The sequence below is a fragment of the Clostridium sp. Marseille-Q2269 genome, assembly GCF_943736985.1.
Taxonomy (GTDB): Bacteria; Bacillota; Clostridia; order Clostridiales; family Clostridiaceae; genus Clostridium_F.
Window position 1 is genome coordinate 718,295 of the sequence record NZ_CALSFS010000001.1, and the last position, 22,672, is coordinate 740,966.

Annotated in this window: 17 protein-coding genes; 4 read left to right on the forward strand and 13 right to left on the reverse strand. The window is 28.3% G+C overall.

Annotated features, from left to right (window positions below; genetic code table 11):
- The first annotated feature begins 136 nt into the window (after positions 1-136).
- A complete protein-coding gene (add, locus tag NGI68_RS03190) occupies positions 137-1,144 on the forward strand; it encodes an adenosine deaminase (protein ID WP_251860037.1) in 1,008 nt (335 codons plus the stop codon).
- A gap of 287 nt (positions 1,145-1,431) precedes the next feature.
- Here the strand turns inward: add and NGI68_RS03195 are convergent, their stop codons facing one another.
- From NGI68_RS03195 to codB, 13 genes are all read right to left on the reverse strand, one after another.
- Positions 1,432-3,807 carry a glycogen/starch/alpha-glucan phosphorylase gene (locus tag NGI68_RS03195; RefSeq protein WP_251860191.1) on the reverse strand — a complete coding sequence of 792 codons (2,376 nt, stop codon included), beginning with the start codon at positions 3,805-3,807 and terminating at the stop codon, positions 1,432-1,434.
- Between the two features lie 16 nt (positions 3,808-3,823).
- Complete coding sequence (malQ, locus tag NGI68_RS03200) at positions 3,824-5,302, reverse strand: 4-alpha-glucanotransferase (RefSeq protein WP_251860038.1); 1,479 nt, start codon at positions 5,300-5,302, stop codon at positions 3,824-3,826.
- Between the two features lie 14 nt (positions 5,303-5,316).
- Positions 5,317-7,473, reverse strand: a complete 2,157-nt coding sequence (locus NGI68_RS03205) for a TIM-barrel domain-containing protein (RefSeq protein WP_251860039.1) — start codon at positions 7,471-7,473, stop codon at positions 5,317-5,319.
- Between the two features lie 77 nt (positions 7,474-7,550).
- Positions 7,551-8,378: a carbohydrate ABC transporter permease gene (locus NGI68_RS03210; RefSeq protein WP_251860040.1), complete on the reverse strand. Its 828-nt coding sequence runs from the start codon at positions 8,376-8,378 to the stop codon at positions 7,551-7,553.
- Complete coding sequence (locus tag NGI68_RS03215; RefSeq protein WP_251860041.1) at positions 8,378-9,244, reverse strand: carbohydrate ABC transporter permease; 867 nt, start codon at positions 9,242-9,244, stop codon at positions 8,378-8,380. Before NGI68_RS03215 ends, NGI68_RS03210 begins: the two co-directional genes overlap by 1 nt.
- 63 nt (positions 9,245-9,307) lie before the next feature.
- Complete coding sequence (locus tag NGI68_RS03220) at positions 9,308-10,642, reverse strand: ABC transporter substrate-binding protein (RefSeq protein WP_251860042.1); 1,335 nt, start codon at positions 10,640-10,642, stop codon at positions 9,308-9,310.
- A gap of 15 nt (positions 10,643-10,657) precedes the next feature.
- Positions 10,658-11,758, reverse strand: a complete 1,101-nt coding sequence (locus NGI68_RS03225; protein ID WP_251860043.1) for an ABC transporter ATP-binding protein — start codon at positions 11,756-11,758, stop codon at positions 10,658-10,660.
- The gene (locus NGI68_RS03230) at positions 11,751-12,788 is read right to left on the reverse strand and encodes a LacI family DNA-binding transcriptional regulator (RefSeq protein WP_251860044.1); all 1,038 of its coding nucleotides are present in this window, start codon (positions 12,786-12,788) and stop codon (positions 11,751-11,753) included. Before NGI68_RS03230 ends, NGI68_RS03225 begins: the two co-directional genes overlap by 8 nt.
- A gap of 247 nt (positions 12,789-13,035) precedes the next feature.
- Positions 13,036-13,833 carry an aldo/keto reductase gene (locus tag NGI68_RS03235; protein WP_251860192.1) on the reverse strand — a complete coding sequence of 266 codons (798 nt, stop codon included), beginning with the start codon at positions 13,831-13,833 and terminating at the stop codon, positions 13,036-13,038.
- 462 nt (positions 13,834-14,295) lie between these two features.
- Complete coding sequence (locus tag NGI68_RS03240; RefSeq protein WP_251860045.1) at positions 14,296-14,739, reverse strand: GNAT family N-acetyltransferase; 444 nt, start codon at positions 14,737-14,739, stop codon at positions 14,296-14,298.
- A gap of 273 nt (positions 14,740-15,012) precedes the next feature.
- Positions 15,013-15,153, reverse strand: coding sequence for a hypothetical protein (locus tag NGI68_RS17205; protein WP_502799369.1), 141 nt, complete (start codon positions 15,151-15,153; stop codon positions 15,013-15,015).
- A gap of 418 nt (positions 15,154-15,571) precedes the next feature.
- Positions 15,572-16,837 (reverse strand): cytosine deaminase, encoded by a 1,266-nt coding sequence (locus NGI68_RS03250; protein WP_251860046.1) that lies wholly within the window; start codon positions 16,835-16,837, stop codon positions 15,572-15,574.
- A 4-nt stretch (positions 16,838-16,841) separates the two neighbouring features.
- Entirely contained in the window at positions 16,842-18,113 is a 1,272-nt protein-coding gene (gene codB / locus NGI68_RS03255; RefSeq protein WP_251860047.1) for a cytosine permease, read from the reverse strand.
- A gap of 360 nt (positions 18,114-18,473) precedes the next feature.
- On the opposite strand from codB, the gene NGI68_RS03260 reads away from it, so the two are divergent.
- The 3 genes from NGI68_RS03260 (at position 18,474) to dhaK (ending at position 22,670) form a co-directional block, all read left to right on the forward strand.
- Positions 18,474-19,511 (forward strand): PocR ligand-binding domain-containing protein, encoded by a 1,038-nt coding sequence (locus NGI68_RS03260; protein ID WP_251860048.1) that lies wholly within the window; start codon positions 18,474-18,476, stop codon positions 19,509-19,511.
- A gap of 260 nt (positions 19,512-19,771) precedes the next feature.
- Positions 19,772-20,902 carry a glycerol dehydrogenase gene (locus NGI68_RS03265; RefSeq protein WP_251860049.1) on the forward strand — a complete coding sequence of 377 codons (1,131 nt, stop codon included), beginning with the start codon at positions 19,772-19,774 and terminating at the stop codon, positions 20,900-20,902.
- Positions 20,903-20,912: 10 nt separating this feature from the next.
- Entirely contained in the window at positions 20,913-22,670 is a 1,758-nt protein-coding gene (gene dhaK / locus NGI68_RS03270; RefSeq protein ID WP_251860050.1) for a dihydroxyacetone kinase subunit DhaK, read from the forward strand.
- Positions 22,671-22,672: the final 2 nt, after the last annotated feature.

Here is a 22,672-nt window from a genome sequence, read left to right on the forward strand (position 1 = left end):
AATTAAATGAATTTTATTTTAATAGTCCTTATCTATACAAATTTAATAATAAAACTAACCTTATTAAATTATTATAAAAATCTATAAATGTAAATTGTTGTAAATAACATACAACATATATAAAGGAGTGACAGATTTGAATTTTAAAAAACTTCCTAAAATAGAATTGCACTGTCATTTAGACGGTTCATTAAGAGTAGATACAATATTAGATATAGCTAAAAAAGATAATATTTCTCTTCCTACTTATAATAAAACAGAACTTATAAATCATCTTTCTATAGTAGGAGATTGTAATTGTTTAGATGAATATTTAAATAAATTTTTCATACCTAATGAAGTTATGCAAACTAAAGAAAATTTAAAAAGAGTAGCCTTTGAATTATTAGAAGATGTAGCAAAAGATAACGTAAAATACATAGAAGTAAGATTTGCCCCTATACTCCATGTTCAAAAAGGTCTTACTATTGAAGAAATAATAGAAAGTGTTTTAGAAGGTATAAAAGAAGCTGAAAATCTTTATGATATAAAAGGTAATGTTATACTAGGCGGCATGAGAAATATGGATATAGAATCCTCTCTTAAAGTTGTAGAAAAGGGCTCTAAATTTATAGGAAAAGGTGTGGTTGCTATAGACCTTTGCGGTAGTGAAGAACCCCATTTCCCTGGGAAATATATAGAAATTATAAAATTAGCTAAAAAATATGGATATAGAATAACTATACATGCTGGCGAAACAGGGGTAGGAGAAAATGTTTTAGAATCCATAAACCTTTTACATGCAGAAAGAATAGGACACGGTATATATATTAAAGATTGTAATGAAGCTTATAAACTTGTACGTGAAAGAAAAATACCACTAGAACTTTGTCCAACAAGTAATCTTCATACAAAAGCTTTTGAAACCTATAAGGCTCATCCTTTTATGTATTTTTTAAGAGATGATATAAAAGTTACAATTAATACAGATAATATGACCGTTTCTAATACCACTATAACAAAAGAATTAGAAATGCTTCATAAGTTTTGTAATTTATCATTAGAAGATTATAAAAAAATATATCTAAATTCAGTAGATGCATGTTTTGCATCCAACGAACTAAAGGAAAAGCTTAAATCATATGCTAGTTCCATTACTCTTTAGAATGTTTTAATCATTAACCACTTTAAATTAAATGGATATTTATTTCTATATTTTTTAAATATCCATTTATACACCTTAATTTTTTACTGCATATATCTCTGAATTTATGAATTTTAATTACATGTATAATTATATGTTTATATATTTTAACTTTTTAATTACAGGTATATAATAATAATAAAATTTAAAATAAGATAACTTAAATAAAACCCATATAATTTTAACATAGCAAACATAAAAATTATATCTAATTTAAGTTATCCTCTTTTAATTTGTTAAGCAGTTATTTATTTTATTTTTTTACTTTCTATATTCCAGATCTCATTTGCATATTCCATTATTGTTCTATCACTGCTAAATGTACCTGCATTTGCAATATTCATAAGACATTTTCTAGCCCATTTCATTCTATCTTTATACTCTTTGTCAACTTTATTTTGAGTATTTCTATAATCTTCAAAATCTTTGAATATAAAATAATTATCGGCTCTGTGCCAACTTGCTCCTTCTAAAAGAGAAGTATATAATTCTTTAAACATACCTGTTTCTCCATCGTCAAATGTTCCATCAAGTAATGTATCTACAACTCTTTTTAACCCTTTAATGTTTTTATAATATTCTTTAGGATCATATGTGTCTTTTATGTTTTCTAGTTCCTCTACTTTAGAACCAAATATGAAATTATTTTCTTCTCCTGATTCTTTAACTATTTCTACATTTGCTCCATCATAAGTTCCAATAGTAGGAGTTCCATTTAACATAAACTTCATATTACCAGTACCAGAGGCTTCTTTTCCTGCTGTTGAAATTTGTTCTGATATATCTGCTGCTGGGAATAGTTTTTCTGCATAAGACACTCTATAGTTTTGTACAAACACAACTTTAATTTTACCTTCAATAGATTTATCATTATTTATAAGTTTTGCTATTTCATTTATAAATTTTATTATACCCTTAGCTCTAAAATATCCTGGTGCTGCCTTAGCTCCAAATATAAATGTTCTTTTTTCTATGTCCAGTTTAGGATTTTCTTTTAATCTATAATATAAATCTAATATGTGAAAGGCGTTTAAAAGTTGCCTCTTATATTCATGTAATCTTTTAATTTGGATATCAAATATTGAATTTGGATCTATTTCTACTCCTTCATTTTCTTTTATATATTTAGCTAATCTTTGTTTATTTAAATGCTTAATTTTTAATAGTCTTTCTAAAACTATATTATCTTCTTTATAAATTTCTAAGGATTTTAACATGTTTAAATTGGTAACCCATTCCTCTCCCCCAAGTAACTCTGTTATTAAAATTGATAATTCTTTATTACATAACTTTAGCCATCTTCTTTGAGTAATTCCATTGGTTTTATTTAAGAATCTTTCTGGATAAGTTTCATACCAATCTTTTAATTCTTGATATTTTAATATATCTGTATGTAGCTTAGCAACCCCATTAGTGGCATGAGTTCCATAAATCGCAAGCCAAGCCATTTTTATTTTATTATCATAAATTATTTTCATAGAATTTATTTTATCTTTTAAATATCCCCTATTTTCAAATTCTAATACAAGTCTTTTATCTATTTTTTCTATAACCTCATAGACTCTTGGTAAAATACTTTTATAAAGGTCAACATCCCATTCCTCTAATGCTTCTCTTAATATTGTGTGATTTGTATAAGAAAATGTATCTTTTGCTATATTAAAGGCCTTTTCAAAATCTAAATTTTCTTCATCTATAAGTATTCTCATAAGTTCTGGTATAGCAACTGTTGGATGAGTATCATTAAGCTGAATAGCATGATAATTCTTAAACTCATTAAAGTTACTTCCGTGCTTTTCTTTAAATTTTTTTACTATATCATGAAGAGCTGCTGATACAAAGAAATATTCCTGTCTTAATCTTAATAATTTACCTTCTCTTTTTGAATCATTGGGATATAATATTTTTGAAATATCCTCTGCTCTATTTTTATTTTCAACTGCGCTGTCATATTCTTGATCATTAAACAACTGAAGATCTAAATCTTCTAGAGCTTCTGCTTTATACAATCTAAGGGTATTTATATTTTTTGTTCCATACCCTATAATAGGGGTATCATAAGGAACTGCCTTCACCTTTCCATCTTTAAAATTTACAATTATTGAATCTTCTTCTTTTCTAATAGACCATGGATCTCCATACTTTAACCAATTATCTAATTTTTCAGTTTGAAATCCATCCTCTAATTCTTGTTTGAAAAGACCATAACTATATCTTATTCCATAACCTGTAACTGGCAAGTTTTTTGTAGCTGCTGATTCCATAAAACATGCTGCTAATCTTCCAAGTCCTCCATTACCTAATGCTGCATCTTCTTCAATTTCTTCAATTGCATTTAAATTTATATTAAGCTCTTTTAAAATGCTGTTAACTTCATCGTAAATCTCTAAATTTATAAGATTATTTCCAAGAGCTCTTCCCATTAAAAATTCTGCAGATAAATAATAGGCTTGTTTTCCTTTTGAGTAACTATCTAAAGATCTATTCCAATTATCCATAATTAATACCATTATAGCCTGAGATATGGCATTAAATTTTTCATAGTCTTTGGCATCTTCTAAGTTTTTACCATATTTTATTTTTAAAATATTTTCTATATGATTCTTTAGTTCTTCTTTATTTATATTAATCATTTCCATCCTACCTTCCATAAAGCTTTGTAATACCATTTATCTTCTGTGCTAATTCATCATTTAGAGCTTCTTTATCTACTCTCCATTGCCAATTCCCTCCTAATGTTGAAGGTATATTCATTCTTGCATCACTACCTAACCCCAAATAATCCTGCATTTGCACAATAGATAATTTTGCAACTGAACTTAATGCACATCTTATAAATTCCCAATTGAAGTTTTCTTCTGATGATACACCAAGATAATTCTTAGCAAAGTTAATATCTTCTCTGCAAGCATCTTTTAGCCACCCCATAACGGTATCATTATCATGGGTTCCTGTATAAACTATACAATTTTTATCATAATTATGTGGAAGATAATCGCTCTCTTCTCTACTATCAAAGGCAAATTCTAATACCTTCATTCCAGGATATCCTGTTGTATTTTTGAAATCCATAACTTCTTTGGTAAGATATCCTAGATCCTCTGCTATTATTTCAATTTCCCCTAGTTCCTTATTAATTTGATTAAAGAGCTTAATTCCTGGGCCTTTTACCCATTTTCCATTAACTGCTGTATTTTCACCATATGGAATTTGCCAAAATGATTCAAATCCTCTAAAGTGATCTATTCTTGTAACATCATATAGATTTATATTACCTTTTATTCTATCTATCCACCATTTATAATTTGTTTCTTTTAGATACTGCCAATCATATATAGGATTTCCCCAAAGTTGACCAGTTTTTGAAAAATCGTCTGGTGGGCACCCTGAAACTACTATAGGTCTTTTATTATCATTTAGTAAAAATATCTCTGTATTTGCCCATGCATCCACACTATCTTCTGCAACATAAATAGGAATATCTCCAACTATTTTTATTCCATTTTTATTGGCATAACCTTTTAGTTTTGCCCATTGTTTAAAAAACATATATTGAATAAATATAAAGTAATCTATTTCATCCTTTAACTTATTTCTATAATAATCTAAAGCCTCTTTTTTCCTGAGCTTAATATCCTCGTTCCACTCTTGCCAAGATTTTAAATTAAATTGTCCCTTTATAGCCATATAAAGTGCATAATCTTCTAGCCAATTTTTATTTTTCTCTTTAAAAACCTTTATTTCATCATAATATTTACCTTTACCATTATTACAGGCTTTTTTTAATATAGGCATTTTATTATAAAAAATCTTTTCATAATCTACCCTAGAAGGATCATGTCCAAAATCTACATTTTCATAATCTTCTTTTCTTAATAAGTCTTCTTCCTCCATCATATCAAAATCTATAAAATAAGGATTACCAGCAAAAGTTGAAAAAGACTGATAAGGTGAATCTCCTATACTAGTAGGCCCTAATGGTAGTATTTGCCAGTATTTTTGACCTGACTTCTTTAAAAAATCAACAAATTTATAAGCTTCTTTTCCAAAAGTTCCAATTCCATAAGGATTAGGTAAGGATGTTATATGCATTAAAATACCACTGCTTCTCTCAATCATATTGCTAATCTCCTTTATTTTGTTAAATACATTGTTTTGGTCCTTATATTCCCATTGGTATCTATAATTTCAAAATTTATTTTCTTAACTAATTTATTACCTTTGTTCTCTATATTTATTTTCAAATCATTATCTTCTATTTTTATTTCTATGAAAATATTTGAATATCTATCTTTTTTATAGTCATAGGTTTTTCCATCATCATCATAATAAACATATGTTGCTTTATCTTCAACAAATGCTATTATATCTAGCTCTTCACCATTTATTTTTTCTATATTACATTCTGGTTTAGCTTTAACTATCATCTTATCTTTTCTAATAAAAATTGGTATTTCATCTATATCTACATTCAAATACATATGTCCTTTTTTTACAACTTCATAATTTTTATCATTGTAATTCTTAGCTTTCCATAAAAACATATCTTCTGGAATATACACATATCTTCCCTTGACATTTTCCTCATATACAGGAGTAAGCATTATTGAATCGCCAAGTAATAGCTGATCCTCTACTCTTCTTGACATATCATCATCATACTCAAAACTTATAGGAGAAAAATACATATCCTTATTTATAACTGCTTTCATATATTCTGAATATATATATGGTATTAAAGAATATCTCATTTCTATAGCATTTTTTATTCTATTTTTAGTATCATCATCAAAAGCAAATGGTTCTTGTGTTCTTGTTCCTTTTGCTGAGTGATTTCTAAAAAGGGGTGTGAACATGCTAAATTGTGTCCATCTTGTAACAAGTTCGCTATTGGAATCGTTACCAAAGCCTCCGGTATCAGCCCCAATATATAAGAATCCACACATATTTAATGATGGCATCATTTTTATATTTTGCAATAAATGACTCCACCAAGAGCAGTTATCTCCTGTCCATATACCTGAAAATCTATGCATTCCTATATATGAAGCTCTTGAGAACAATAAAAACCTATTATTAGGAGCAATTTCTTTTAGTCCTTCTGATGCACTTTTAGTCATATTGTATCCAAAAATATTATGAACTTTATAATGATTTATTATCTCTCCATCCATATTATGATAAAAACTTTTGTAGTCTTCTATGTTATTTGACATATTTACAAACTTATCTTTCAAATTAAAAAATGAATATACATTTAAGTTTTCTTTTTCTGAATTTTTTGCAAGTTCTACTGCCTCACTTAAACTTCTATCTGTATAAAATATAGCTGGTTCATTCATATCATTCCAAAATCCTTCAATACCTAAATCAGTAAGAGTTTTGTATTTTAATCCAAACCATTTTCTTGCATCACTATTTAAAAAATCTGGGAAATGACATCTTCCTGGCCAAACGGCAGCTACAAATGGTTTTCCATCTTTGTCCATACAAAAATAATTATTTTTTATACCTTGTTCATAGGTTTCATAGCCTTTTTCTATTCTAACTCCAGCATCAATTATTGGAATAAGTCTGAATCCTTTATGTTTTAACCTTTGTACAAATTCCTTAAATTGTGGGAAAGCATTTTTATCTATTGTAAAATCTTTAAAGTTTTCCATGTAATCTATATCTAGATAAATAGCATCACAAGGAATATTATTTTCAATAAATTTATCTGCTAAATTTTCAACTTCCTCATGATCTTTATAACTCCATCTTGATTGTTGGTATCCAAAGGCCCATTTAGGTGGAACATAAGTATCTCCTATTATATTTAAAAATTCCTTTGTAATATCTTTTGCTGTGTATCCTTGTATTATATAGATATCAGCATTTTTATCTTCTATATCTATTTTTATTTCATCCTGTTTTAAAAATCCAATATCAAAAACAACCTTTGAGGGAGAGTCAACAAATACACCAAATTTTTTGTTCCCATCTATAATTATAAAATTATGACAGCCATACAATGACTTTTTATTTTCTGTATGAACTGGATCATCAGTGCAAAAAGACTCATACACATATCCTCTTTTGTTTATTCCTCTTTGGTTTTCACCTAGCCCAAATACTATATCATCTTTATTCATTTTATATATTAGCTTTAAGGTTTTATGTTCTTTAATGTTAAAAAAGTCAATAGAATTTTTATTTATCTCTTCTCCAGTAATAGCTATAGTATCTGTATTTATTGGATTACCAAAAGTGTATTTTTTCACATTATCATTTATTGTAAAAGTTTTCATTATCTCTCCTCCACATTATAATTGTATGATCTTTTAATCTGTTTTTTCATAATTACTTAACACAATAGGATTTAATTTTATTTTATAGAGCCTTGTGTAACACCTTTTACAATATGCTTTTGAGCAATAAAGTAGAATATTATTATTGGTATCATTCCTAAAATAAGACCTGCAAGTGCTAAATTCCACTTTTTAGAATATTGTCCAAAGAAATAAAACATTTTTAGTGGTATAGTTTGCCATTGTGGCTTATTTATTATTAGTTGTGGAAGTAAGAAATCATTCCATATCCACATTGTATTTAAAATACCTACTGTAACTGTTATTGGTTTTAAAAGTGGAAAAACTATTAGCCAGAAAACTTGAAATTCATTGCAACCATCAATAATTGCAGCTTCTTCTAGTTCCTTTGGTATACCTTTTATAAAACCGTGATACATAATTATTGATAAACTAGAACCAAATCCAATGTACATAAATACTAATCCTACTGGATTTAACATATTCATCTTACCTGCTATGTTTACTAGAGGTAACATAACTGATTGGAACGGAACAAGCATAGCTGCAGCAAACATAAAGAATATAGCTGCACTTATTTTTGTTCTTGTTCTAACTAATTTCCAAGCTGCCATTGAAGAAAGGCAAACTATTATAATTGTGCTTATAGTAGTTATTAAAAATGAATTAGTAAATGAATTAAAAAAGTTTAAATCCTTAAAGGCTTGAACATAATTTTCTAAAGTAAATACTAATTTTCCTGGAAGTCCTAAAGTATCAATATATATGCCCTTTTGGGTCTTAAAAGAGTTGACAATTGCTACATATAGGGGGGCTAAAAATACCAATGCAACAAATAGAGATAATATACCCCAAAATACTTTTTTTAAAACCTTTTGTTTCATTACATTTCTACCTCCCTTTTCTTATTAAATCTTAATTGTGTTAATGTTATAATTGCTACTGTTATTAAGAATATTACTGCTTTAGCTTGAGCTAAACTAAATTTACTATATACAAATGCTGTGTTATAAATATTAAGGGCTAGCATTTGAGTTGAATCGTATGGTCCTCCACCTGTAAGGGATAAGTTTTGATCAAATAATTTAAAACAATTAGATAAAGTTAAAAATAATCCTATAGTAAAAGCTGGTGCTACAAGAGGAACTGTTATGTGCATAAGTTTTTGAAATCCATTAGCTCCATCTATTTCTGATGCTTCCTTTAAATTTTCAGGTATTCCTTGAAGTGCTGCTATATAAATTATCATCATATAACCTGACATCTGCCAAGCCATTAGTATGGCAAGTGCCCAAAATCCTGTAGTTGTAGTGGATAACCACCCATTTAAGAAGCTCCATCCTATTTTACTTCCTATAACATCAAATACCTTTGTAAATATAAACTGCCATATAAATCCAAGTATAATTCCACCAATCATGTTCGGCAGAAAAAATATACTTCTTAATATATTGCTTGTTTTCATACCTCTTGTTACAAGCAAAGCTAATCCAAATCCAATTAGATTAATTAAGATTACAGATACTATGGCAAATTTAAACGTAAATATAAACGCTTTTACAAAACTATTATCTTGTTTAAATACACTTATGTAATTAGATAATCCAACAAAAGCGGGGTTATTATTTATTCCATCCCAGTTAGTAAAAGAATAATATATCCCCATTATGGCTGGTATTAATACTACTATTAAAAATGCAATTAATATAGGTCCTACAAATAATCCAAATCCTAATTTTGATCTTTTCATAATACCCTCCTATAAATCATTATTTTATAAAATTAGGAGGGGGCTCCCTCCTAATTTATTAAATTATTTATTTCTATCACTTTCCCATTTAGCTTGTGATGCTTTTATAACATCATCCCATGTAGCTTGACCAGATAAATATTTTTGAACTTCTTTTCCTACTGATTCCATACCCCATCCAGTTGGATATCCCATGAATACCCATGGAGTTGTCTTTTTATTTTTAATATATTTTTCTACTGCTGCTGCTAAACAATCCTTTGGTTTTAAGTTGTCATATCCTTTAAATGGAGGTATAAATAATAGTTTATTTACAACAAAGTCTTTACCTTTTTCAGAAGTATATAACCATTTTAAGAAATCTTTAGCTGCTTGTTGTTCTTCTTTTGAAACTTTGTTATTAACAGCCCAATACATTGGAACACCTATTGATATAGAATCTTCTTTACCACCTTTAACTGGTATTGGTAATATATCTAAGTTATTTGCAACTTTTTCATCAACTTTTTGAACTTCATTATAAATCCAGTTTCCTTGTTGAATTATAGCAACACGTTCAATAGCTAATCCTTGACCAACTTGAGTTGAGTAATCAACAGCATTTAATTTTGATTTGTCTTGTGAATTTTTTGAATAATTTGCTTGTAAATCTATTAATGATTTAAATCCATCTTTATGTTTAAACTCTACTTTTTTAGCTTTATAAGCATCCCTTGTACTAGTGAATTCTTGACCTAATACTGCATTAGATGTATGCAGTCCAGTTATCCAAGTTTCTTTAGCTGGCATTTCAAATACTGCTTCTAATTTTGGATATTTTTCTTTTAATGCTCCTGATTTTATTTTACTATCTAAAGTTTTAACTGCTTGTTCTAGAGCTGTATAAGTATTTATTTTACTTGCATCTACACCTGCATCTTTAAATATGGCCTTATTATATATCAATCCATATCCTTCTATTGAAAATGGTGTTCCGTAAACCTTTCCATCTTCTGTAACACCATCTAAAACTCCATCTACAGAATTTTTAACCCAAGATTCTTTTGATAAATCCACTAATCTACTTTTCCAGTCTTGAATATCTTGTGGTCCTCCTATATTAAATATAGCTGGTTCTTTACCTGATTGAATTTTTGTTCTAAGAGCAGCACCATAATCAGCGCCACCACCAACAGTTTCTATATTTATTTTTACATTTTTGTTTTCCTTTGAATATTCTTGAGCTGCTTGTTCAAGTTCCTTTGCTACCTCAACTTTAAATTGAAATATGTTAACTGTAACTTCACCATTTTCACCTTTTGTAGATGTTGACTTTGAGCCACAGCCCGCTAATGCTAAAGATGATAAAATGAGAGTTGAGCACATAGCCGCTGCTACTAATTTTTTAATACGCTTCATATTTATCCCTCCAAATTATAAAGTTATATTTTTTTCAGTTTCAAAATCAAATATATGGCATTTATCCATATTCACCATAAATTCTTGAACATGTCCAGATTTTATTGAAGCTCCATCTTCTGATCCTAATTTTGATATTAATGATTTCCCTTCAAAATTAAAATATACAAAAGATTCACTTCCCATATGCTCTATTACATCAATTGTCCCCTTTAAACCTTGCCCTTTGTCACCTTCTTTCAATCTAACATCTTCTGGTCTAAATCCAAACCAAACTTTTCTACCTATATAATCTTTGACTTTATCTTGTTTATCTTTAGATAAAAGTAATTCTAAGCTTCCAAATTTTAAAACTATAGAATCCCCTTTACTAATTAACTCTGCTTCAATAAAATTCATAGATGGTGATCCTATAAATCCAGCTACAAATTTATTTTTAGGATAATTATATATATTAAGTGGCGTATCTACTTGCATAATTTGGCCTTTATCCATTACACAAATTCTGTCTCCCATTGTCATGGCTTCCACTTGATCATGTGTAACATAAATCATGGTAGATTTAAGCCTCTTATGTAATTTACAAATTTCCACCCTCATATGTACTCTTAGTTTTGCATCCAAATTAGATAAAGGTTCATCAAACAAAAACACTTCAGGATCACGCACTATAGCACGACCAACAGCTACCCTTTGTCTTTGACCTCCTGATAAAGCTTTGGGTCTTCTTTTCAAAACACTTTCTAGGCCCAAAATTTTACTTGCTTCATCTACTTTTTGTTTTATAACATCTTTTGGTACTTTGTTCATCTTTAATGAAAATGCCATATTATCATACACAGTCATATGAGGATATAATGCATAATTTTGAAAAACCATAGCTATACCTCTGTTCTTTGGTGGCACATCATTTACACATTTATCTCCTATATAAATTTCTCCATTTGAAATCTCTTCAAGTCCTGCTATCATTCTTAATGTAGTTGATTTTGCACAACCTGATGGTCCTACTAAAACCATAAATTCTCCATCTGTTATATTTAGATCAATTCCTTTAACAGCTTCAAAACCATTTTCATAAGTTTTTCCTAAATTTTTTAGAATTACTTTAGCCATTATTGTCCCCCCCTACTTTTTTTATACAAGATTCTCTTTCTAGCAACTCTGTTTTTAAAACAATATGTTTATGATTTTTTTTATTTTTTATTAAATCAAATATAATTTTTATACTTTTTTCACCTATACCCTCAGCTGGTTGTCTAATAGTTGTTATTGATGGATGGAAATATTTAGAATATTCAATTCCATCGAATCCTACTATTGAAATATCTTCTGGAATTTTAAGTCCTCTACTTAATATAGCTTTTGCAGCTCCAATGGCCATAATGTCTGTAGTTACAAACATAGCATCCATATCTAAATTTTTATCTAAAATTTTATTCATGGCATTAAATCCAGATTCAAAAGTATAAGTACCTATTTCTGTTAAACTAGAATCGTATTGAATCTGATTTTGCAAAAGTGATCTTTTATATCCTTGCAACCTAAGTTGTCCTATACTTTTATCCTTTTCTCCCGTTGTTATAATTCCTATCTTTTTATGCCCTAACTTACATAAATAATCTACTGCATTAAATGCTGATTTTTCATTTTCTATAACAACACTTGAAAAATACTTTTTATCCATATGCTCTGGAATGTTTGTTGATGCAATTACTATTGGAGTATTTAAATTTTTTAGTTGTGTATTATCAACATCGTGAAATTCACCCCCAAGGCATATTAAACCTTTTAATTTTTTTTCCTTTATAAATTGAATAGCTACTTCAAAATCACTTAATTTTGTTTTATTATAATGAAGAATCATAGAATAATGCTTCTCAGTTATCTTTTCTTCAATAGATTTTATCATTTTTGAAAAGAAAGTGTTATGAATACCTTTAATTAAAATTCCTATACTATTTGTCCCATTTCTTTTAAGGTTTCTTGCACTGTTGTTAGGTATATATTTTACATCCTTTATAACTTCAAGTACCTTCTCTCTAGTTTCATCTTTTACATCTGGATGATTATTTAAAACTCTAGATACTGTACTTACTCCTACTCCTGCAATCCTTGATATATCCTTTATAGTTAAATTAGCCATTGTATCTCTCCTCTAAGAAGGTATAATTTGGTATCGTTTTCGGTATCGATTCTGGTATCGTTTCCAATTACAATTTTATTATATCATATTTATGACAATTTTCAATAATTTTCTGAAATTTATATTTATTTTTTTCCTTTGTATATGTCTATTTATTAAAATAAGTTTTTAGAATTAAAATATATTCAATAATTTGTTATAAAATTATTGCCATCAATTAAATATTACTGGCAAATCTATATTGATTTTATTTATACTTTTTAGGACATGGAAAAACTTCGTTAGGGTCTGAATGCATCCTCATATTCTCATCTAATTCACATATTTTATTCATATCCTCTTTACTTATTTCAAAATCGAATATATCTGAATTATCTTTTATTCTTGATGGAGTTACTGATTTGGGAATAGACACAACACCCATTTGTAGATCCCATCTTAATACAATTTGAGGAATTGTTTTTTTATATTTTTTTGCTAACTCTTTTAATAATTCAATCTCAAATATTTTCCCTCTCATTAGTGGCGCCCAAGCTTCTAATTGTATGTTATTTTTTTTGCAGAATTCTATTAAATCTTTTTGAACAAGTTTAGGATTAAACTCTACTTGATTTACCATAGGCATTATTTCAGCATCTTCCATTAACCATTTTAGATGGTTCACTAAAAAATTACTTACTCCAATAGCTTTTATACGCCCTTCTTTATAGAGTTTTTCTAATGCCTTCCAGGTTTCTTTAGATAAAGATTGAGGCCAATGAACTAGATATAAATCTAAATAATCTGTACCTAATTTTTTTATTGAGTTTTCAAAGGCTTCTAAAGTTTTTTCATATCCTTGATCTGTGTTCCAAACCTTACTTACTAAAAATATTTCTTCTCTAGGAACTCCGCTTTCCTTTATTCCAATTCCAATACCTTCTTCATTTCCATAAAAAGAAGCTGTATCTATGTGACGATATCCCACTTTAAGAGCTTCCTTTACTGAATCTATAACTGCATCTCCATTTTCAACCTTATAAGTCCCAAATCCAAGCCAAGGCATTTTTATACCATTATTTAAAGTTGTACAACTTTTAAATCTTTCATTTAAATCACTCCTTGAAATGTATACTTTACAAGATACAAAGCCCCTTATCATAAGTATATTTACACATAAAAATATATACTATTAAATTTATACATTGCTTTTTAATAATATAACTACTGACCTTATTTACTTAGAATTATTTCAAATTCTTAAACATATTTTTTAGAAAAAGATTTATCATTTCATATTTTGTAATCTAGTTAATATAAACTAAACCTTTTTTAATTATGGATTTATATCTTATAATACTTTAATTGTATACATTATAAATATTAATTTCAATACATCTTCCATATTAAGTAATAACATCTTTTTATAAATAATTGCTTCCTTTTATTATATTTAATAAAGGATTACAGATTTTTATTACTGAAAACTACTACTTTAACTAGCACAACAAGTTAATTTAAATTAATCTTAAAAGTCTATTTTTAAATAAACCATATCAACTAATTGGATTCCATCTTCATAAATAGGATGATCATAGTTATCTATAAAAAAATTCTTTACTGTATGAGAAATTTCAAATCCACAATGCTTATAAAAATGAATTGTAAGTGGACTATCCCCAGTACCTACAAGTATTGTCTTACATATTCCCTTATAGTGATTAAATATATATTCAGTTAATCTGCTTCCATAACCTTGTCCTTGATATTTCTCATAAGTGGCCAGATTTTTTATCTCATATATATCTTCTGCTTCTTTAGTTACTACACAAATACTTTTTAAATCCCCATCATATAAAGCAAACATTTTCCCACGGTTTAAATATTTATCAATCATATTTTCCTGTTCGTCTGCTAAAAGTAGTAAATCCAAATAATCTTTTTTATTGTCTTTTATTATTTTTATTTCCATGTTAAACTCTCCTCTACCATATTAACAATTATATTTCATTTAATTCATAAACATATCATATTTTCTCACAAAATTAATTACTTAATTGGTAAATTAATTTTTAAAATAGATTCTTTTATTTTACATGAAATGGGATTTATAGTTATTTTTATAAAAATTTTTTCATAATAAAATTAGTTAGAACTTGTCTCTTTTTCACTACTGATTGCTTATTCAAAGTTTTATATCCACGTTTCTCAAAGAAAGATTTTGCAGTAATAGATCCATGTGTTGTTATTGTATTAATATGTTTTTTTCTGCGTATTTCTCTAATTCATTAGCAATAATGGTTCCTACACCAATACAATGAACTGTATTATAAAAAAGTTTTATAATTTCTCTACAATCTTCTGATTTATATCTTCTCAAATTCATGGGAGTTTCCTTCTTTCTAATTTAATCTGTTGTGCTAGTTATTTTAAAGTATCTATAATAATTTATAGTTTCATATCCTTTATGATATCCATATTTATATTGTAATTTCTTCATGTTTCTCTTCTCTCCTTCATCCTATTTTATATAATGCTTGTATATAAATGGTACTATATTTAATCAAAAACTACTATAATCATAAATAGTACTATGTTTAACCAAAAATTACTATGATTAAAAATAGCACTATATTTAGCGATAAATTTATTATAATTAAAAATATTAAAGTTGCCCTATCATATTACTTATATAAAAATAAAAAACACAACACTCATAAATATTTTATGTATTGTTAAGTGTTGTGTTTTTATATTTGATTTATGTAAAATCCATACCATAAATTTTACACTAACTATCAAGTTTAATTAAAATCTATTTCTTCTTTGGATTTCCTATATATATTACTTATTTCTGGTTTCGTTTCACTTATAACTTTACCTTTTCTAATAGAATATCTTACTTTTACTTGTTTTCTTATGGCATCATAAGGTGTTTCACATGGAAGTATTATAAAGTTTGCATCCTTACCTTCTTCTATGCCATAATTCTCTTCTATGTTTAAAGTTTTAGCACTGTTATATGTTATGAAATCTATAGAATTATTAATATCTTCATAACCCATGATTTGGCAAACATGTAATCCCATAAAAAGAACTTGAAGCATGTTTCCTGTTCCCATTGGATACCACGGATCAAAAATATCATCATGTCCAAAACAAACATTTATTCCTGCTTCATTTAGTTCCTTTACACGAGTTACTCCTCTTCTTTTAGGATATGTATCAAATCTTCCTTGAAGATGAATATTAACTAAAGGATTTGCTACAAAATTTATATTAGACATTTTAAGAAGTCTAAATAATTTATAAGTATATGCATTATTATAGGAATGCATAGCAGTTGTATGACTTGCTGTAACTTTATGTCCTATTCCATATTCATATGCTCTTGTAGCTAATGTCTCAATAAATCTTGATTGTTCATCATCTATTTCATCGCAATGTACATCTATAAGTTTATTGTATTTTACAGCTAATTCAAATATTTTATTTATGGATTTTACGCCATATTCTCTTGTAAATTCAAAGTGAGGTATAGCTCCGATTACGTCTGCTCCAAGCTTTATAGCTTCTTCTAACAGTTCTAATCCGTTTTTATAAGATAGTATTCCTTCCTGGGGGAATGCTACTATTTGCAGGTCTACTAAATCTTTCATTTCCTCTTTTACTTCTACCATAGCTTTAAGTGCGGTAAGATTTGGATCTGTTACATCAACATGTGTTCTCACATATTGAATTCCTTGAGCTACTTGCCATTTTAGAGCCTTTATGGCCCTATTTTTCACATCTTCTTTGGATAACATTGATTTTCTTTCAGACCAACATTGAATACCTTCAAATAAAGTTCCGCTCATATTCCATCTTGGCTTTCCTGCTGTTAATGTAGTGTCCAAATGAACATGTGGCTCTATAAAAGGTGGAATTAAAAGTCCTCCTTCACCATCTATTATATTATCATCTTTGTCATTAACTGTTTTATTATCTATGCTTTTAATCTTTCCATTGTGGTCTACAACTATATTCCATAGCCCTTCTTTATGTGTTAGTTTTACATTTTTTATTATCATAATACTAAGCAACTTCCTTTCCTATTAGATCTCCTGTATTACTTTTCTTACTTATTATTTTACTACATAAAACATAAACAACAACACTTGCTATAACAGAATTTATAGTAGCAACTCCAGGAATAACTTTACTTGATATAACTCCAACAACCCAGCTTATAACTGCTATATAATTTACTTTTTGAAATTTCATATCTTCATACTTTGAATATTTTCTTTTATTAAGTATAAAATAATCAGCTACTAGTATTCCTCCTATTGGTGGAATTATTGTATTTAATATGTTTAACCATCCTACGAAACTATTATAAAGCCATAATGACATAAGTGTACCTAATAATCCATTGAAAATAACCACTTTGTTTTTAGGCATTTTTGTTATATTTGAAAAACCAAGTCCAGATGCGTATATGGCATTATCATTAGTAGTCCATATATTAAATCCTAATACTATTATTGCTGGAATTATAAGCCCTTGCATCATCATGACATCTGATATATCTGACTTTCCAGTTACCATAGCTCCTACAGCACCAAATAAAAACATAAGTGAATTTCCAATAAAGAATGCTATGATAGTACTTAAAACCCCTACTTTTTTATTTTTAGAAAATCTTGTGAAATCTGGTGTTAATGTTCCCCCGCTTATAAATGAACCTACACATAAAGATAATGATGCAGTAAAACTTATAGGTGAAACGGCTTTTATATTCATTAGCTGATTAATTCCACCCACTGTATCAACAGATTTGAATACAGATATGCTTCCTAAGATCGCTATAGATGGCACAGCTATTATACTTAAGATTGTAAGTGTCTTCATACCAAAATATGCACTACTTGTCATGATAATACCAGATAAGAATATAAGCACATATATATTTATTCCTGTTACTTTGTGAAGAGGCAAAGCAAACATTGCAACTCCCACACCAAACCAACCGACCTGAGTTATTCCTAAAATGAAAGATACAAGATATGAGCCCTTTTCACCAAAAGAATATTTGGCAAGTAGATGAGTGGATAAACCTGTATCTGAAGCAATATAAGCTAAGAATGCTGTATATACCCCTAATATTAAATTACCTGCAAGAATTGAAAAAATAAATTTTTTAAAACCTAATCCCGTTCCTATAGTACCTCCAGCCCACATACTAGCAGAAAAAAACGTAAATCCTAGCATTACTGCAAACATTGATATAAATCCTTTTTTATCTTTGTTTTCTACTGAAGTTAAGGAATAATCAGAATCTTGATGTTTTTCTAGGTTACTCATATGTATACCTCCTAAAATTTTATTTATCCTAGCACTTTCATATTATTTTGCATAAAAAAATACCCTTGTACACTAACAAAGGTATTTACATTTCATAATATAAACACATACATTTATAATTCCTTTGTCAGCCTCTCTGGACTGGTTTAAAAGTACTAGCTTTTTTAAAATAATATCACATATCTATATTTGTCGTCAATGCGAAAATATTGTAAATTTATAATTGTAATGTATAAATCTGATGTTATAATTCATAATGTTATGATAAAATATAATTCAATAATAATTATGAATGAGTACTTTATATATTAAAAATAATTATTTTATTAATATATAAATATGCTATGGGAGCAAATAGAATTGATTAAAGAAAATTTAAATTTAAATAAAGTTATAGATTTTAAAAAGTGGGCCAAGTTGCAAGACTCTCTATCAATAGTTACTAAAGCAGCTATAATAATTGTTGATTATAAAGGAAACCCAGTTACACACCATAGTGGTTGTAATATGTTTTGTAGGGCAGTCCGGTCAGATTCAGAGCTTGTTAAATACTGTGAAAAATGCGATTCACGAGGTGGCCTAGAAGCAGTTCGTTTAAATAAGCCATATATATATTTATGTCATTATAATATAGTAGATATAGCTATTCCAATAATTGTAGATGGAAAATATATTGGAGCAATTATGGCTGGACAAATAAAACTATCTGATAATAATGCTTCAGATAGTTTAGAAAAAATTGTTTCAACTAAAAAAAGTTTTATAGCAAATAAAGCTTTAGAAGACTTTAAAGAATATTATGATGAAATTCCATTTTTATCATTAAGGGAAGTAGAAAATATAGCTGATATGCTATTTTCTTTGTGTAATTATTTAGTGGAAGAAGCTTTAAATAAAAATTTAATTTCAGAGATATATGAAAAAACTGTAACATCTGAATCAAAAATAGATTCAAACACCTTATCAGGATATACAATAAAAAATATTGAACATGCCAAAGAAGAAATATCTAATGTCCTATTAAATTCTTATGTAGATAAATATCTTTCAAATGATAGCCTAGACATTTCAGTGAGTAATACACTAAAGCCTGCTATTGAATATATTTATAATCATAAAAGTGAAAATATTACTGGAAAAAAATTAGCAGAAGTTTGCCATATAAGCACTAGTTATTTTAGTAGACTATTTACAAAAGAAACTGGAAAAAGCTTTTCTATATTTCTTTCTAGACTAAAAGTAGATTGGGCAAAAAACTTATTAGAAGAAACAAACATGAATATAAATGAAATTAGTGATGAACTTGGATTTAGCGAAACAGGTTATTTTATAAAAATATTTAAAAAATATGAAGGTGTAACCCCTTTTATCTATAGGAAATATTGCAAAAAAAATTAAAAAAATATTTTTATAATTATTGCAAAATACATCTGAAATCTATTTTGCAATAATTTTTTTATATATTTATAACCTAAAATAATAAAAAGGATATGAAATTACAATTTACTCCCTTTACAACAAAAAAATACGATTTTTTATCATAATTTTTTATCATGTAAATACAATGCAAATTGTTGTAAACGATATTACAATAATATTGTAAACGATATTAAAAAGAAATAAACAAAATCTATTTTACAAATGAAGGGGAGATTATAATGAGAAAAGCATTTATTTGTCCAACTAAATATGTTCAAGGTGAAGATGAATTATTAAACTTAGGTTATTTTGTAAAGAGCTTTGGAAAATCAGCTCTATTAATAGCCCATAAAGATGATATAGAACGTGTTAAAAATAAATTAGATTTAACTTCTAAAAAATTTGGAATTACTTTTGTAGAAAGTGAATTCTGTGGAGAATGTTCAAGAGAAGAAGTTGCAAGATTACAAGAAATTGCAAAAAATAACAAATGCACATGTACTATTGGACTTGGTGGAGGTAAAGCTATAGATACAGCAAAATGTGTTGCTAAAGGTAATTCATTAATAATTGTTCCAACAATAGCAGCTACAGATGCTCCAACTAGTCACTCTGCGGTGCTTTACACACCTGATGGTTCATTTGATGATTATGCTTATTTTTGGCAAAGTCCAACTGTTATTTTAATAGATACTACAGTTATTGCAAATGCTCCAACTAGATTCTTAGTTTCTGGAATGGGCGATGCACTATCAACATATTTCGAAGCAAGAGCAACTTCAAACTCTTTTTCAAATGTTAATGCAGGTTTACCTTGTGGAGTTAGAGAAGGATTATGTGCCCCAGCAAAAGGAACTAACACAGCATTAATACTTGCAAAAGCTTGTTATGAAACATTAATGGAAGATGGTGTAAAAGCAAAAATAGCATCTGACTGTAACTTAGTAACTCAAGCATTAGAAAATATAATAGAAACAAATATTCTTTTATCAGGATTAGGTTTTGAAAGTGGTGGTTTATCAGCAGCTCATGCAATTCACGATGGATTAACTATATTAGAAGGAACTCACAAATATTTCCACGGAGAAAAAGTTGCATTTGGAACAATTGCTCAATTAGTTCTAGAAAATGCACCAAAATCAGAAATAGACGAAGTAATAAATTTCTGCTTAGAAATTGGACTTCCAGTTTGCCTAGAAGATATTGGTGTTCACAGTATTACTGACGAAGAACTTATGGAAGTAGCTAAAAAATCTTGTATAGAAGAAGAATCAATGCACTCTATGCCATTTAAGGTAACTCCAGAAGAAGTAGCAGCAGCAATAATAGCTGCAGATACATTGGGTAAAAAATACAAATTAAATAGATAGAGGTGTAAATATGAAAAAAATAATAAATAGACCAGAAACTATAGTTATGGAAATGTGTAATGGAATGGCTATGGCACATCCTGAATTAGAGTTTGTTAGAAAATATAAAGTAATGAAAAAAAAGAATATAAATAAAAATAAAGTTAGCTTAATTAGTGGTGGTGGAAGTGGACATGAACCAGCCCATGCCGGATTTATAGGAAAAGGAATGTTAGATGCAGCAGTGTGTGGAGATATATTTGCATCACCTTCTCAAATCCAAATATATCAGGCAATAAAAGCTACAGCTAGCGAAAAAGGAACGCTATTAATTATAAAAAATTATAGCGGAGATATGATGAACTTTAAAAATGCTGCTCATTTAGCAAGTGAAGATGGTATTAAAGTTGATTATGTAAAAGTTGATGATGATATAGCAGTTAAAGATAGTTTATACACTGTTGGACGTAGAGGAGTTGCAGGTACTGTATTAGTTCATAAAATAGCTGGTGCAGCAGCAGAATTAGGTTTATCACTAAAAGAAGTTAAATCTATTGCAGAGAAAGCTGTGTCCAACGTTAGAAGTTTAGGTTTTGCTTTCTCTTCTTGTACAGTTCCAGCTAAGGGAACTCCAACTTTTCAATTAGCAGAAGATGAAATGGAGTTTGGTGTTGGAATACATGGAGAACCAGGCATAGTAAGAGAAAAAATTACTACAGCAGATGAATTAGCTAAAAGAATTGTTGATTCTATATTAAAAGATATTAATATAGATGGGTCAAATAATGAAGAAATTGCATTATTAATCAATGGTTTTGGTGCTACTCCACTACAAGAATTATATCTTTTTAATAATTCAGTTACTGCTGAACTAGCAAAGAAAAACATAAAAATTAATAGAATATTTGTAGGTAACTATATGACTAGTATAGATATGGAAGGTGCCTCTGTATCTATTATGAAGCTAGATGATCAACTTAAAGAATTATTATCTAAGGAAAGTGATACCCCTGCATTTAAAGTTTCAGGGCCAGTTGAACCTGTTAAATATGTAGGCTTAAATAGTAATGAAGTTTCAGAAGAAATTACTTTTGACTTAGAAACTTCTGAATCTTATACAAAAATAAAAAACGAAAAAATTACTTTAGATAATATGATTTATATTATAGATAAAATGAGTCAAACCATAATAGAAAATGAAGTTCCATTCTGTGAATTGGATTCTCACGCTGGTGATGGTGACTTTGGTATGAGTGTTGCAAAAGGATTTAAGCAATTAAAAAGAGAATGGAAAGCTATACTTAAAGAAGATAATATGAGTATTGGTAAATTCTTAAATGAATGTTCTTTAGTAATTATGGAACATTGTGGGGGAGCATCAGGCCCAATATGGGGCTCATCCTTTAGAGCTGCTGGGAAATATGCTGAAAATAAAAAAGAACTATCAATTTCAGATTTTGCCCAATTAATGCAAGCAGCTGTAAAAGGAGTTCAAGCTACAGGAGAACGTTCTTTTGGAAGAGGAGCACAAGTGGGAGATAAAACTTTAATTGATGCATTGGTGCCATGTGCTGATTCATGGATTAAAAGTACTAATAATAATGATTCTATTCTTCAAGCATTTAAGAATGGTGCCAAAGAAGCAGTTAAAGGTGCAAAAAACACTGAAAAGATAGTAGCACGTATGGGTAGAGCAGGCACAGTGGGAGAAAGAAGTATTGGTTATCCAGATGCAGGTGCCTATGCATTAGGAGTTATATTTACAAATATATCAAATTCATTAAAATAACT

Excerpts from the sequence above, each read along its gene's own strand:
- NGI68_RS03230 (WP_251860044.1), bottom strand. The coding sequence starts at position 12,788 with ATGGCTAATTTAACTATAAAGGATATATCAAGGATTGCAGGAGTAGGA.
- NGI68_RS03210 (WP_251860040.1), bottom strand. The coding sequence starts at position 8,378 with ATGAAACAAAAGGTTTTAAAAAAAGTATTTTGGGGTATATTATCTCTA.
- NGI68_RS03220 (WP_251860042.1), bottom strand. The coding sequence starts at position 10,642 with ATGAAGCGTATTAAAAAATTAGTAGCAGCGGCTATGTGCTCAACTCTC.
- NGI68_RS03240 (WP_251860045.1), bottom strand. The coding sequence starts at position 14,739 with ATGGAAATAAAAATAATAAAAGACAATAAAAAAGATTATTTGGATTTA.
- NGI68_RS03235 (WP_251860192.1), bottom strand. The coding sequence starts at position 13,833 with ATGCCTTGGCTTGGATTTGGGACTTATAAGGTTGAAAATGGAGATGCA.
- NGI68_RS03225 (WP_251860043.1), bottom strand. The coding sequence starts at position 11,758 with ATGGCTAAAGTAATTCTAAAAAATTTAGGAAAAACTTATGAAAATGGT.
- NGI68_RS03215 (WP_251860041.1), bottom strand. The coding sequence starts at position 9,244 with ATGAAAAGATCAAAATTAGGATTTGGATTATTTGTAGGACCTATATTA.
- dhaK (WP_251860050.1), top strand. The coding sequence starts at position 20,913 with ATGAAAAAAATAATAAATAGACCAGAAACTATAGTTATGGAAATGTGT.
- NGI68_RS03250 (WP_251860046.1), bottom strand. The coding sequence starts at position 16,837 with ATGATAATAAAAAATGTAAAACTAACACATAAAGAAGGGCTATGGAAT.
- malQ (WP_251860038.1), bottom strand. The coding sequence starts at position 5,302 with ATGATTGAGAGAAGCAGTGGTATTTTAATGCATATAACATCCTTACCT.
- codB (WP_251860047.1), bottom strand. The coding sequence starts at position 18,113 with ATGAGTAACCTAGAAAAACATCAAGATTCTGATTATTCCTTAACTTCA.
- NGI68_RS17205 (WP_502799369.1), bottom strand. The coding sequence starts at position 15,153 with ATGAATTTGAGAAGATATAAATCAGAAGATTGTAGAGAAATTATAAAA.
- NGI68_RS03205 (WP_251860039.1), bottom strand. The coding sequence starts at position 7,473 with ATGAAAACTTTTACAATAAATGATAATGTGAAAAAATACACTTTTGGT.
- NGI68_RS03265 (WP_251860049.1), top strand. The coding sequence starts at position 19,772 with ATGAGAAAAGCATTTATTTGTCCAACTAAATATGTTCAAGGTGAAGAT.